Source organism: Massilia sp. BGA-UO-ETr-WB1 (genome assembly GCF_059567845.1).
Genome location: NZ_JCAQOT010000026.1, coordinates 925,544 through 939,510, shown reverse-complemented (window position 1 = coordinate 939,510; position 13,967 = coordinate 925,544). Strand labels below are relative to the sequence as shown.

The 13,967-nt window shown below is 65.6% G+C and carries 10 protein-coding genes; 4 read left to right on the top strand and 6 right to left on the bottom strand.

Features of this window, described 5'->3' with window-relative positions:
* The first annotated feature begins 461 nt into the window (after positions 1-461).
* Positions 462-2,234, top strand: a complete 1,773-nt coding sequence (gene arsA / locus AC56DV_RS26620; protein ID WP_496317215.1) for an arsenical pump-driving ATPase — start codon at positions 462-464, stop codon at positions 2,232-2,234.
* A 42-nt stretch (positions 2,235-2,276) separates the two neighbouring features.
* Here arsA and AC56DV_RS26615 read toward each other — a convergent pair whose 3' ends face one another.
* From AC56DV_RS26615 to AC56DV_RS26600, 4 genes are read right to left on the bottom strand one after another with little or no spacing between them, the layout of a single operon-like run.
* Positions 2,277-3,266 carry an FAD:protein FMN transferase gene (locus tag AC56DV_RS26615; protein ID WP_496317214.1) on the bottom strand — a complete coding sequence of 330 codons (990 nt, stop codon included), beginning with the start codon at positions 3,264-3,266 and terminating at the stop codon, positions 2,277-2,279.
* Positions 3,250-5,460 carry a PepSY domain-containing protein gene (locus tag AC56DV_RS26610; RefSeq protein ID WP_496317213.1) on the bottom strand — a complete coding sequence of 737 codons (2,211 nt, stop codon included), beginning with the start codon at positions 5,458-5,460 and terminating at the stop codon, positions 3,250-3,252. The genes AC56DV_RS26615 and AC56DV_RS26610 overlap by 17 nt, the downstream gene beginning before the upstream one ends.
* An 8-nt stretch (positions 5,461-5,468) precedes the next feature.
* Positions 5,469-5,939 (bottom strand): DUF2271 domain-containing protein, encoded by a 471-nt coding sequence (locus tag AC56DV_RS26605; RefSeq protein WP_496317212.1) that lies wholly within the window; start codon positions 5,937-5,939, stop codon positions 5,469-5,471.
* Entirely contained in the window at positions 5,936-6,301 is a 366-nt protein-coding gene (locus AC56DV_RS26600) for a PepSY domain-containing protein (protein ID WP_496317211.1), read from the bottom strand. Before AC56DV_RS26600 ends, AC56DV_RS26605 begins: the two co-directional genes overlap by 4 nt.
* 285 nt (positions 6,302-6,586) lie before the next feature.
* Between AC56DV_RS26600 and AC56DV_RS26595 the strand changes: the two genes are divergently transcribed.
* From AC56DV_RS26595 to AC56DV_RS26585, 3 genes are all read left to right on the top strand, one after another.
* Positions 6,587-6,982, top strand: a complete 396-nt coding sequence (locus AC56DV_RS26595) for a hypothetical protein (protein ID WP_496317210.1) — start codon at positions 6,587-6,589, stop codon at positions 6,980-6,982.
* A 211-nt stretch (positions 6,983-7,193) separates the two neighbouring features.
* Positions 7,194-8,831 (top strand): methyl-accepting chemotaxis protein, encoded by a 1,638-nt coding sequence (locus tag AC56DV_RS26590; RefSeq protein ID WP_496317209.1) that lies wholly within the window; start codon positions 7,194-7,196, stop codon positions 8,829-8,831.
* A 79-nt stretch (positions 8,832-8,910) separates the two neighbouring features.
* Positions 8,911-9,330 carry a hypothetical protein gene (locus AC56DV_RS26585; protein WP_496317208.1) on the top strand — a complete coding sequence of 140 codons (420 nt, stop codon included), beginning with the start codon at positions 8,911-8,913 and terminating at the stop codon, positions 9,328-9,330.
* Positions 9,331-9,346: 16 nt separating this feature from the next.
* Here AC56DV_RS26585 and AC56DV_RS26580 read toward each other — a convergent pair whose 3' ends face one another.
* Both AC56DV_RS26580 and AC56DV_RS26575 read right to left on the bottom strand, forming a co-directional pair.
* Positions 9,347-12,919 (bottom strand): ABC transporter permease/M1 family aminopeptidase, encoded by a 3,573-nt coding sequence (locus AC56DV_RS26580; protein WP_496317207.1) that lies wholly within the window; start codon positions 12,917-12,919, stop codon positions 9,347-9,349.
* A 10-nt stretch (positions 12,920-12,929) separates the two neighbouring features.
* Positions 12,930-13,823 carry an ABC transporter ATP-binding protein gene (locus AC56DV_RS26575; RefSeq protein ID WP_496317206.1) on the bottom strand — a complete coding sequence of 298 codons (894 nt, stop codon included), beginning with the start codon at positions 13,821-13,823 and terminating at the stop codon, positions 12,930-12,932.
* Positions 13,824-13,967: the final 144 nt, after the last annotated feature.

The window sequence follows — 13,967 nt, the reverse complement described above, 5'->3', positions numbered from 1 at the left end:
CTGCTGGGCGTACAGTGCTCGCTGCGGGTGATGCGTCATTCGGGGAACTTTGACTTAGATCATTCACATTCAGCGTTCCCCGCCGCAGAATGGTCCCCATCCCCGGCCGCGTCTGCACCGCCGCCGGGCGATCATTCGGGGAGAACCATCATGCAATCCATGCAAAATTGCGCTTCGGCGGCCGCCGCCACGGCTATTGCCCTCGCACTGGCCGCTTGCGCTGTGCCAGATCAGGGGCGGCATAGCCGGCATCAACACCAAGGCGGGGTGGAAAGCTCTGCCCACACAGCCGGCCCGGCAGGCGGCACGGGGAAGATGGACAAGCAATCGATGTGCGAGATGCACCGCAAGATGCAGGGCGAACAGGCCGGGCCCGGTGTCCGCAGCATAGCCCCCGGCAACACGCCGGGCGGTTCCGAGACAGCGCGCCCTCCGGCGGACATGATGGGGCAACGATGCCAATGAACCCCGCCCCGCTGGCTTTGCTGGACCATCCCACCCGCCATATCTTTTTCACCGGTAAAGGGGGCGTCGGCAAGACCTCGCTCTCGGCCGCGGTGGCGCTGCATCTGGCTGACCTCGGGAAACGCGTTTTGCTGGTTAGTACAGATGCCGCCTCGAATCTCGATGAAATGCTGGGCGTTGCGCTGTCCAACCAGGCCACGCCGGTTCCCGGCGCGCCCGGCCTGGCGGTACTGAACATCGATCCCGAAGCCGCAGCCGAGGCCTACCGCCAGCGGGTGCTGCAACAAATGGGGCCGGCCGCCGCCAGCGAGGTCGCCACCGTCAGGGAGCAGTTGTCCGGCGCCTGCACCACCGAAATCGCCTCCTTCGATGAATTCTCATCGCTGCTGGCGAATGCCGGGAACGGCTATGACCACGTCATCTTCGACACGGCGCCCACTGGCCACACGCTGCGCCTGCTGAGCCTGCCGAAGGCTTGGACCGGCTTCTTGAACGGCAACGATCGCGGCGCATCTTGCCTGGGGCCGCACTCCGGGCTGAAGATGCAGGAGCAGCGCTTCCAGGCCGCGCTGGCCGCCTTGTCGGATGCGAGCCGCACAACAGTTGTGCTCGTCGCTCGCCCGGACCAGGGCGCCATGTCGGAAGCTGCGCGCACCTCCAGAGAGCTCACCGCCTTGGCGCTGCAGAACCAGCGGCTGGTCGTCAACGGCGTATTCCACGCGACCGAGCGCCACGACGCCGTCGCCATGGCGCTCGAAGCGCTGGGCCGGCAGGCGATCGATGCGATGCCGCCTGCGCTGCGCGCCCTGCCGCAGGACCGTGTGCCGCTGCGTCGCTTCGACACCATCGGCCTGCCCGCCCTGCGCGCGCTGCTCGATGGCAGCGACGCCGTGCCCGCTGCCCCCCCGGCGCTGCCTTGCATGCAGACCGCCCCCGGCCTGGACGTGCTGGCCGACACGCTGGCAGACGCGGAATGCGGCCTCATCATGGTGATGGGCAAGGGCGGCGTCGGCAAGACCACCATCGCCGCGGCCCTGGCGCTGGGGCTGGTCGCGCGTGGAAAAACGGTGCATCTGAGTACCACCGACCCCGCATCGCATCTGGCCGCCACGCTGGACGGCGCGGTCGAGGGATTGCGGGTCGACCGCATCGATCCCGCCGTCGAAACCCGGCACTACATCGACAAGGTCATGGCTACCAAGGGCGCCGGCCTGGACCCGCAGGAACGGGCCCTGATGCTGGAAGACCTGCGCTCGCCCTGCACCGAGGAGGTCGCCGTTTTCCATGCGTTTTCCCGCGTGGTGAGCGAGGCCCGCAGCGCCTTCGTGGTACTGGACACCGCGCCCACCGGGCATTCGATGCTGCTGATGGACGCCACCGGCGCCTACCACCGCCAGATGGCGCGCGAATTCGAACAGCGTGCCGGCGCCCGCTTTGTCACGCCCCTGATGCGGCTGCAGGACCCTGATTACACCCGTATCATCCTCGTCACGCTGCCCGAAGCGACGCCGGTATCGCAGGCGGCGGCGCTGCAGCAAGACCTGCGCCGGGCCGGGATCGAACCCTACGCATGGGTGATCAACAAAAGCATCCTGGCCAGCGGCACCCGCGATCCGCTGTTGGCTGCGCGCCTGGCTGGCGAAGCGGCGCAGATCGCGCGCGTGGAACAGCAACTGGCGCGCAGGATTTTTGCGCTGCCCTGGCTGCCCGAGGCGCCGGTCGGTATCGCGGCGTTGTCCAGGCTGGCGGGCGGCGCGGACGGCGCTTGACGCGCTCGAGGCCGCTCGGGCTGCGAAATATCGGCAACCTGCTCACATCCGGTTCGGCGCCGGTTCCCCGCCGGCCCCGCCTCCGGTCGCGGGGATCCAGATTTCCCGCAGCGTGCCGCGGTCGCGCAACGTGAACAGGGCGTCCATGCCCAGCTCACGGCTAATCCTGGCGCCGGCATGCAAGCCCAACACCATCAACGCCGTTGCCCACGCGTCGGCCAACATGCAGGTCGGCGCCAGCACCGTCACGCCGGCAAGGTTGCTTGCCACCGGTTGTTGCGTGGCCGGGTCCATCGTATGCGAGCAGCGCCGGCCCCCGACGTCTACCCATCGCCGATAATCCCCGGACGTGGCGATCGCCGTGTCCGCCAGCTCCATGGTTCCGGCCACCTCGCGCACACCGTATGTGGGTTTTTCTATCGCAACTGTCCAGGCCTGGCCACCGGGCTTGCACCCGCGCGCCCGCATTTCCCCGTCGATACCGACCAGGTAATTGGCGATACCCCATTGCTCGAGGCATTGTGCAAGCCGATCAACGCCATAACCTTTTGCTATGCCCGACAGGTCGAGGCAAACCGGCGTGCGTTTGCGTACCCGCCTTCCTTCACGGTCGAGCTCCAGGCCGGCGGCGCCGGCCAGCGCGCCGCTGGGCGCGGGCGGCAGCGCGGCCACCCGCTGGGGCGCTGGGCCAAACCCCCACGCGTCGACCAGCGCCCCCAGGCCGATGTCGAAGGCGCCCCCCGATGCCAGTCCCACCTGCATGCCGGTTTCGAGCACTTCGGTCAGTTCGTCCGGTATGCTGATCCAGCGTTGTTCGGGCGCGGCGTTGACACGGCAGAGATCGGAGGCGGGGTTCCAGCTCGACATTTGCCGGTCGACTTCGTCCACCGCGGCGAACAGGCTGGTGCCGATAGCGCTGGCATCGGTTGCTGGCGCGGCGTAGAAGACGGCGGTGTAGCGCGTTCCCATGGTCGCGCCGTTGAGGCTGTGGCGCTGCAGGACCGGCGCCGGCGATTCAAAAGACGTCTTCACGGTATCTTCCCTCTCTCTTGAGTGACGGGACATCCAGATGAAGGGGAGCCAGCACTTGGTTCAGGGCTTGCCGAACGCTCTCGGCCATCGCACGGCTGCCGCAGACCAGCACCTGGCCGCCATCGGCGATCAGGTTGCGCAGGTGCTCGGCATCGTCGATGAGCCGGTTCTGCACCCGTGTCCCATCCTTCACGCGCGAGAAGGCTGCGTGCAGCTGCGTGAGGCGGCGGTCCGCGAGGTAGTTGCGCAGTTCAGGTTCATACAGGAAGTCCGATTCGGGATCGCGGCCGCCCCAGTACAGGTACATCGGGTGCTTGCCGCTGTTGTTGCGGATGAAGCCGGCAAGCGGTCCAATCCCCGTGCCGGCACCCACCAGTATCACGGGAGCCTTGCCGGATGCCGGCCGGAATTGCGGATTCGGCAGAATAAACGCGTCGATGCGCGCGCCCGGCCGCAGGCCATGCAAATAGCCGGAGCACAGTCCGCCGGGCTGGCGCCGCACGCAGATCTCGAGCACACCATCGCGCGCGCCACTGGCCAACGAGTAGAACCGTGGCACCGGACTGCCCGGCGCGATCACCCCCACCAGGTCGCCTGCCTCGAAATGCGGCAACCGCCGCCGCAGCAGCCGCCTAGGCCAGCTACCGGTATGCCGGACCGGGCTGGCGTCAAAGCGCAGCACCGCCGTTGGTTGCGGTTCCTGCACGCCGTAGTCGATGCGCTCCGCCAGGCGCAAAACAAAGGTGGGCGGGTGACGGGGCGCGTAGTCGAGCTTGAGCTCGAGGCCCAGCATGGCGCCGACGCTGCTGCCCCAGCGCATGAATTCCTGCGGCGACTGGCGGTCGACCGTTGCCAGCTCCAGCGCGCGCCGCCATCCATGTCTGCTCATGGCCGCGTCCACGTCCCTGGCGAACTGGCAGAACTTCGGAAACTGCCGATCGCCGAAGCCGAGGACGCAAAATCCGAGCGCTGGATTGGCCGGCAAGCGCTCCAGCTGCGCAAGGAAGCGATTGGCGGTGGCCGGCGCATCGCCGTCGCCATAGGTCGCCGTCAGCAGCATCAGGTTGCGCGCGGAGCGATAGCGCGCCGACAACTGGTTCATCGCTGCGGTATGGACCTGGCGCCCATGGGCGCGCAAGGCGCCGTGCAATGCCTGGGCAAAGCCCCAGGTGCTGTTGTTCTCGCTGCCGACCAGGATCACCGTGTCCGCCAACTGCGCGTTGCAGTTGCCGCGGATACGCGGCATGGCGCTGCGGCGCCGCCACCACACGGCCGCGCCGGTGACGGCCAGCCAGGGCGCGGCTAACGCGCATGCGCCAAGCAGCAGGCCCAGCCACCACAGGCCTTCGCCGGTGTGCAGCCGGTACACCAGCTCATACCCTTCGCGCACCACGCTGTGGGGGCGGTAGGTCAGCAGGGCGCCGGTGGACTGGTCGACATAGCCGTCGCCCTGCACCGTTCGCAAGGTGTACACTGCGGCGGGGTCGCCGGGGATGGGAAACACCAGTTCGCGCAAGTCGGCCAGGTCTGCCAGTTTGAGCGCGGCGAGTCCGGCGGGCGCCGTCGGCGGCCCGCCGGAGGTGGTGGCAGGGAAATCGGGTTCGCTCTGCATGCCGTCGGCGACCAGGCCGAAGGTTGCCGCCGACATGTACCCGCCGGTCAGCGCCGACAACAGCAGGCCGGCGACCGCCAGCCGCCCCAGCTCGGCATGCCAGCGCTGGCTCCAGTTGCCATGCAGCGGCGCGCCGATCCGGCGCCAGCCGCCGCTGCGCCTGATGAGCAATACTATTCCGGAAACGCACAGCCCCAGCAGGGCCAGCGCCGTCAGTCCGGCCGCGACGCGGCCAGGCGTGTCCAGTAGTAGCGTGCGGTGCAGTTGCTTGACCCAGCGAAACAGCGCCGACGGCGCATAGGGAGTCGCGGCGCCGCTGGGATCGACGCGGACCACGCTGGCGCCGGCATCGGTGCTGTAGTAGACGATCAATGATCCGGACGGCGTGCGCTGGATCTGCTCGACGCCCGGGTACTGGCGCGCGACGCGCCCGGCGATCTCGGCTACGCTGACGCCGCGCGGCACCGTGGTGCCCAGCCGGTCCAAGGCCGGATCGAGCGACAACACAGCGCCAGTCAACCCCAGCAGTATCACCAGCAAGCCGCACAACAGGCCCGGGACGGAGTGTAGCTGACGCAGCATGCAAACCCTTACATATCGTAACTGAATGCCTTTATGTAGCCGCGCCCCGGGACCGGCTTGCCTGCGCCTGCCTTGGTCAGCGGGACACGCACCTCGGCCGGGTGGTCGCGTCCATCCTCCACCGCGCTGTCGATGCGGATTTCATAACCGGCATCGATCAGCGCATCCGCCAGTTCGACCGTGACCTTCAGCGATGTGCCGCTGCCCGCGCTGGCACCGCTGATGCCGTCGTAGGCACGCGCGTCGAACCCGCTGCCGCGCGCCCAGGCACTCATGTGTTTATAGTATTTCGACTTCTTCCCGGCAACCCATAAGGTCTTCTTATAATTGCCCGCCGCGTCGGTGACGTAGAACGCGAGGTAGGCGCCGCTGCCGCCGTAATTTTGCAGTTGCGTGGTGAGCACGACGGGGCGTGCTTGTACCATTGCGGGGAGCGCCAATGAGCCCGCGAGGCAGGCGCCGGTAAGAAGATGTTTCATCGCTTGTTTCCTTGAATAAGCGGGCTGGCCAGCCTGTCCGGTTCAGCGGCTGGCCGCGCCGGGCGCAGATAGTCGGACGCGTCGCCCTGCGGTCCGAATTCGACCTCCAGGTTGCGGATGCGCAGCGTTGCTGGCCCGTACTTGGCCTTCACTTTATTGCCCAGCCGGTCGGTGCCGCGCACTTCGTAACAACCGTCATCGACCTTGATGCGGTGGACAGTCCACCCGCCCAGTTCGACTTGCCGGCGCAACACTTCACGCGGTTTCCACGCCGCGATGGGATCGGTGCAATCGGTGTCGGCGAGCGCCGTGCAACTGGCGCCAAGGGCGGCAAGCGCGGCGAGCATACGAAACACTGTCATCGCTGCTCCTTGAGAAGATCGGCCTTAACCCATGAGGACAGGCTTGGAAGTGAGAGGCATAGGGGGAATTGTAGAAGGTCGATACCTAAAAAAATTTGAGGCAGGTCAAATTTGCCCGAGTGCTCTGATGGCAGGGGGCGGCGGCCAGCGCGACGACTGTCTTGTGCTCCTTGCCTTGACTGTAGAGATTGCTATAGTGAAGATATGATCCCCGCGTTAACATTGCCGCGTAGTTATCCCCTGTACCAGCCGCCAGTCGTGGAGGAGACTGGAACGGAGGGGGCTGTGCTGCCGTCGATCGCGGTGAGCCTGTCGACGCAATCCAGCGTGGTGGCTTCGCTGGGCGGCAACAGCCCGACGGTGCAGATCTATACCGCGTCCGGCTTGCTGAACTCGATCCTGCAGGCCGGTTCGCTGCCTGATCCCGTGGCGGTGCCGCCGCCCGGCAGCCCGACCCAGGGGCAGGCCCAGCAGCAGCAAGACCAGCTGATCGCCGACAGCCTTGTCGCCAGCACCCTCAGCTCCGGCCTCTACACCGGCTCCGGCCTGCTGCAAAGCGCGCCGTCCATCCTGTCGTCCTATTGGGGCGACATCCTCAAGACCCGACCCAACCTTGCCGGCGTGGCCGCCAGCGCCAGTTTCGACGGCGCCGTGCTGGGCGCGTTCGAGGCTTATGCGTAAATCTACGTAGTTTCCACGAGGAATTTTTTTTAACTTCGTGTTAGACTCTCCGCCTTCCCTAGCTGTTCAGTCAATACCAAGTGCCGCTTTCCAAGCAAGCCGCACGCTGTCTCATCGTAGCAATCATTTTCCCATGGACGCACTGGCACCAGTTCTCAGCCGGGGCGCGGTTCATCCGCCTGTGTCCCATACATAGCTTTTGAGAGAAAAAATGAAAAACCTGAAAATTGGCACCCGTCTTGCCGGCGGCTTCGGACTCGTGTTGCTGCTCACTATGCTGATGACCTGGATAGGCTTGAGCCACATGCAGTCGGTCGCTGAGGCGACCAGCGAAATGATGCAGCAGCCGCTGGCCAAGGAGCGCATGATTTCCGACTGGTATCGCCTGATCCACACCAGCGTGCGCCGCACCACCGCCATTTCCAAGTCCAGCGACGCCAGCCTGGGACCGTTCTTCGCGGCCGACGCCGCCGCTTCCACCAGCGAAGTGAACGAGCTGCAGAAAAAGGTGGAGCCGCTGCTGCAAAGCGATGAGGAAAAGAAGCTGTTCGCCGACATGGTGGCGGCGCGCAAGCGCTATATTTCCTCGCGCGACGGCATCGTGGCGCTGAAGAAAGAAGACAAATTCGAGGAAGCCGCCGCGCTGCTGGAGCAGCGTTTCATCCCGGACGGCAAGGCTTACCTGGACGCGCTGAACGGCCTGCTGGTGATGCAGCGCCAGAGCATCGACGCCAACGCGGCGAACATCGACGCCAGCTACCAGGCCAACCGCCGCTTCATGCTGGCGTTCGCCGCCGTGGTGGTGGCGCTGGGCGGCCTTTGCGCCTGGCGCTTGACGCGCGGCATCACCCAGCCGCTGTGCCGCGCGGTGGAAATCGCCTGCGCCGTCGCCTCCAACGACCTGCGCAGCGACATCGTGGTCGACAGCAACGACGAAACCGGCCGCCTGCTGCAAGCACTGAAAACCATGAACGACGGCTTGGCCCGCGTCGTCGGTGAAGTGCGCGCCGGCACCGACCAGATCGCCACCGCGTCCGGCCAGATCGCCGCCGGCAACCAGGACTTGTCGGCGCGCACCGAGCAGCAGGCCGGCAGCCTGGAAGAGACCGCTTCGTCGATGGAGGAGCTGACCTCGACCGTGAAGCAGAACGCCGACAACGCGCGCCAGGCCAACCAGCTGGCCGAGGCCGCGTCGCACGTCGCCGAGCGCGGCGGCGAAGTGGTGGGGCAGGTGGTGGAGACGATGGAATCGATCAACGCGTCGTCGCGCAAGATCGTGGACATCATCAGCGTCATCGACGGCATCGCCTTCCAGACCAACATCCTGGCGCTGAACGCGGCGGTGGAAGCGGCGCGGGCCGGCGAGCAGGGCCGCGGCTTTGCCGTGGTGGCCACCGAAGTGCGCAACCTGGCGCACCGCAGCGCCGCCGCCGCCAAGGAAATCAAGACCCTGATCGACGACTCGGTCGGCAAGGTCAACGCCGGCAGCCAGTTGGTCGAACAGGCCGGCATGACCATGAGCGAAGTGGTCGACAGCATCAAGCGCGTGACCGACATCATGGGCGAAATCACCACCGCCAGCATGGAGCAGAGCGCCGGCATCGAGCAGGTGAACGAAGCCATGATCCAGATGGACCACGTGACGCAGCAGAACGCGGCCTTGGTGGAAGAAGCCGCCGCCGCCGCTAGCGCGCTGCAGGAGCAGGCTGAATCGCTGGCGGACGTGGTGAGCGTGTTCAAGTTGTCCGAAGGCTACAGCCATGCGCCGGCGCTGACCCTGCATACTTCGGCCGCCGCCCCGGCGCCCCGGCGCGCAGCCAGCCAGCAAGCCTTGCGCCTGCGCGCCTGACCCGTAACTCTGCAGCGTGCGCTGCAAAATTCCCGAAGTGTGTAGAGTGTGGCAACAACTACATGCTTTGGGAGAAATTATGCGAAATACCTGCTTGAAATTGAGCGCGCTGTGCGCCGCGCTGCTGCTGTCCGCTTGCCAGACCACGCAGACCTCCAACACCGCCGCCCAGGACGAGGCGCCGTCGCCGAAGAACCCCGAGTTCACGTCCGAGATGGCGAAATTCAACGCCCAGTTCCCGAACGCCAAGGTCAGCAAGTACGAGGACGAATCCATCGCCTACAACAACGCGCAAAAGTTCGACGAGCGCGGCAATTGCCATGGCAAGTCCAAGTATCCGGTCACCATCATGCTGCTGCTGGACGCGAACGGCAAAGTCACCAATACCGTCACGGACGTGGAGAACAGCAAGGCGGCCTGCTTCCGCCAGAATTACGCCGCCGTGCAATTCCCCAAACCGCCCATCGCGCCTTACCGCAAGGCGATTCTACTGAAATAAGTTGCTGAACTAAGCATCACTGCTCGACGGCGATCATATTGTCGTCGGGCTTGCGGTCGATCAGCTTGTTGTCCGGATCGATGCCGGCTTTGGCCGGCCGGCCGTTCACCACCAGCGTATACACGCCTTCCTTCTGCGAAATCAGCTTGCGTTCGCGCAGCAGGCTGTTGCCGTCCTTGTCGTCCACGCCCAGGTCGATCAGGTCGCGGATCGCCACCTCCTTCTCGGCGCCCAGCTCGTCGGCGCGCAGCTTGCTGGCGTGCACTTTCAGGGTCACCTCGTACTTGCCGTCCTGCCGCTTGCGCGCGGTCGCGCTCAGCGCACGGTTGTCGTGCAGCACGATGGAATTGAACAGGTCGTCGATCAGGTAGGCCTGCTCGGGCGGCGCGATCCTGCGCAGCGCGTCCACCAGCACCGTCACGCTCGGATAGGGCGGCGTGTGGAAGGCGTGCTGCGCCAGCAGGCCCTTCAGCACGGCGTTCACCTTGTCCTCGCCCAGGATGTCCTGCAGCTGGTACATGGCTAGGCTGCCCTTGCGGTAGTGGATGTAGGGCTGGTTCTCGTTGTCGGCCAGCGGCAGCTCCTTCTTGTTCTCCAGCGCGCGGCCCATCAGGTAGTGGTTCAGGTCGTAGCGCAGGAAGCGGCGCATCTTGTCCGGGCCGAACTGCTTTTTCATCACCATCAGCGCCGAGTATTCGGACAGCGTTTCGCTCAGCACGGTGGCGCCGCGCGTGTCGCCGCCCACCAGCTGGTGCGCCCACCACTGGTGCGCCACTTCGTGGGCCGTGACGTAGAACGGATAGTCGATGTCCTTCGGATTCTTGTCGTCCACCTTGGCGATGAAGCCCACGCTCTCCGAGTACGGGATGGTGTTCGGGAACGACTGCGCAAAGCCGGCGTAGCGCGGGAACTCGACGATGCGCACCACCTTGTGCTGGTAGGCGCTGAAATTTTTCGTGTAGTACTCCAGCGCATCCTTCACGCCCTTGGCCATGCGGTCCAGGTTGTACTCGTGGCCGGGATGGTAGTAGATCTCGATGCCCACGTCCTGCCACCAGTCGTGCTTGACCGCGTAGCGGGCCGACTGGAAAGCGTAGAAGTTCAGGATCGGCTTGTCCATCTTGTAGTGGAAGTAGCGCCGGCCGTTGGCTTTCCATTCCTTTTCCAGGCTGCCGGGCGCCACGGCGATCTGGTCGGCGCTGGTGCTGACGGTGGCGTCGAAGATCACCCAGTCGGCGTCATTGCCGAGGTAGTTGTTGGCCAGGCCTTTCGGATCGTCGCGCGGCAGCGCGCGTTCCTGCGCCGGCAGGCCGTGGCGTTTGCGGTCGCGCGGGTCGGTCAGCTCGGCCTGGCGCTGGTAGCCGATGTGCGGCAGCTTGGTGTTGTTGAAGAAGGTGCCGTTGGCCACCACCGGCGTGTCCTGGCCCAGGCCGAAGATGCCCTTGGGCGCATAGTCCAGCTCGAACTCCAGCGGCATGCGCGCGCCCGGCGCCAGCGGGGTGGACAGGCTGTAGCGGTACACGCCCAGGTCCTCGTCCTTCATTTTCAGGTGCGCCACCTGGCCGAAGCGCAGCGGCTGCATGTCGGCCGTGGTGTCCTGCGTGATGTAGATGTCGGTGATCGGCTGCGCGCCCTTGTTCTCGAGCATGTAGCGGCCCTTCACCTTCAGGCGGCGCCGCTCCGGCTCGATGGCCACGCCCAGCTGCACGTCCGTGATGCGCGGCTGCGCCAGCGCGGCCAGCGGCTTGTACTTGCGCTCGTAGTCGGCGCGCTCGGCCAGTTGCTGGTAGGACGATTTGTAGCAGTTGGCGATATGCAGGTTGTAGAACAGCACGCCGCCGGCGCCCAGCACGATGCTCACGCCCAGGGCCAGCGTGGCCAGCACCGGCATGGTCAGCGCGTGGCGCGCCAGCGAGATGCGCTGGCGCCACTCGTCGTTGTTGCCGCGCGCCCAGAACAGCAGCGACAGCACCACCAGGATCAGCGCCGCGCCGCCCCAGTACAGCTCGAACCAGCGCTCGCGCACCAGGTAGTGGCCGTAGCCGTTCATGGCCGAATAGACAAAGCTGGGCGAGGTGCCGTACACCAGCAGCGGGTGCTCGATGCCCAGCGACGGCAGCGTGATGCTGGCCACGAAGTAGACGATCATGGCGAAGTGGGCCATGTATTTGTGGTTCAGCACCACCTGCGCGGCAATCGCCAGCACGGCCACCAGCGCGTATTGCGGCAGCTGGATGGTGAACAGGTGCTGGAAGTACAGGCCCGGTTCGAACTGGAAGTAGCCGTTGAAGACCTGGATCGTCATGCCGCACAGCATCACCACCAGCATCAGCAGCGCCTGCAGGCCGATCAGGGCGAACAGCTTGGACAGCAGCGGCAGCCAGCTCGGCACCGGCAGCGCGTCCAGCATCTGCGCCATGCGGTTCTCGCGCTCGCGCCACACCAGCTCGCCCGCGTAGAAGGTGGTGATCACCAGCATGAACAGCGCGAAGGTGTCCGACACCATCTCCAGCACCATGTAGGTGATGGGATAGGTCTTGGTGCCGAACATGGAGCCCATGTCCAGCGCGCCGGCGAACATGGTCAGCACGCCGGCCAGCACGATCACCAGGAAGTACACGTTCTTCACGGTTTCGCGCAGGTTCAGCCAGCTCATCTTGGCCAGCAGCAGGCCCAGGCTGCGCGACTGGAAGTCCGGCGCCTCGTGCGTGTGGCTGGCCGAGTGGCTGATGCGCAGCGCCGGTTCGGCGTCGCCGCGCGCGTCGGCCTTGCCGCTGTCGATGCTACTGACGAAGCGGAAGCGCCAGTAGCCCAGCAGCAGCACCACCAGCGAGAACGAGGTCCAGATCACGCGGTTCAGCAGGTACACGCCTTCCGGCAGCACCAGGCGCGTGTTGCGCTCGGCGATCGGCCAGTACTCGGTGAGGTTGATGGCGGCGGCGGTGCCGAACGGGTCGATCAGCGCGGCCAGGGTCTTGTAGTCCAGGTCGCGCGCCAGGCCGGGCGCGACGATGTAGCCGATCAGCATGACCACGCTGGAGATGTACACCGGCAGCATGCGCCGCGTCAGCGCGGCCAGCACGAAGAAGATGGCGCCGAAGATGAACAGGTTGGGCAGCAGCGTGGCGAAGTAGGGGATCAGCCAGGCGGCCAGCGGCGGGTCGCCCAGGCGCTCGGGATCGACTCCGGGGATGAAGGTGCCCAGCCAGGCGCCCAGCAGGATGGACGAGAACACCACCGCCAAGGTCAGGTAGGCGCCGATGAAGCGGCCCAGCATGTACTGGTACTTGCGGATCGGCGCGCTGAAGAAGAAGTGGTGCATGTCGTATTCGAAGTCCTGCTGCACCGAGCGGCCCATCATGGCGGCCACCACGATCACGCCCAGGCAGCCGAGGAAGCTGGCGGTGAACAGGATGGAGCGCGGCGCATTGATGAACACGCGGCCGCCGAAGGTCACCACGGCTTCCTTGAACACGCCGCCGGCGGCCGCCATCCACAGCATGGCCAGCAGCAGGAACATGCCGAAATAAACCCAGGTGGACAGCATTTTCAGGCGCTGGCGCGCCTCGAACAGGGCGATGGCGAACATGGTGGCCACCTTAATCGCAGCGATCGGCCGCGTTGTGGCGGCCGGCGATGGTGGCAAAGTAGAGGTCTTCCAGGTCGCCGATGGCTTCCTCGAAACCGTCGCCCGGATCGTCGTCGCTGTAGACGTGGATCAGCGTGCGGCCGGACAGCAGGCGGGTGGAGATGACGGCGTGGCGGGTCTGGAACTGCTGCAGGTCTTTCTTGTCCACGAAGCGCGCCCAGATCTTGCAGCTGATGTCGTCGATCAGCTGCTGGGTCTGGCCGGTGAGCAGCAAGTGGCCCTTGTTGATGATGGCCATGTTGGCGCACAGGTCGGCCACGTCGCTGACGATGTGGGTCGACAGGATCACCGTGCGGTCCTCGCCGATGTCCGACAGCAGGTTGTGGAAGCGCACCCGTTCCTGCGGGTCCAGGCCGGCGGTGGGTTCGTCGACGATGATCAGTTTCGGGTCGCCCAGCAGCGCCTGGGCGATGCCGAAGCGCTGGCGCATGCCGCCGGAATAGGTGCCCAGCTTCTGGTGCCGCACTTCGAACAGGTTGGTCTGCTGCAGCAGGCCGTCCACCACTTCGCGCCGGCGGGCCCGGTTCGACAAGCCCTTCAGCACCGCGAAGTGGTCCAGCATTTCGTAGGCCGACACTTTGGGGTAGACGCCGAAGTCCTGCGGCAGGTAGCCCAGCAGGCGGCGGATCTCGTCCTTTTCGTCCAGCACGTCCAGTTCGCCCAGGAACACCGAGCCCGAATCGCATTCCTGCAGCGTCGCCAGCGTCCGCATCAGGGTCGACTTGCCGGCGCCGTTCGGGCCCAGCAAGCCGAACATCCCGGCCGGTATCGTGAGCGAAATATTGTCCAGCGCCACCACCCCGTTGGCGTAAGTCTTGGACAAGTTGCGGATGCGTAATTCCATGCTGACTCCTATCGTGTCCTGCTGCACTGCAACAGGACGTACCACTATTCAATGTTGGCATTGTATTGAAATTGCGGCTGAGCGGTGGCTTCATTGCGACAGTCGGCAAAATCGGGGTTCCAGAGCGCCCAAAGCGGGGAATGG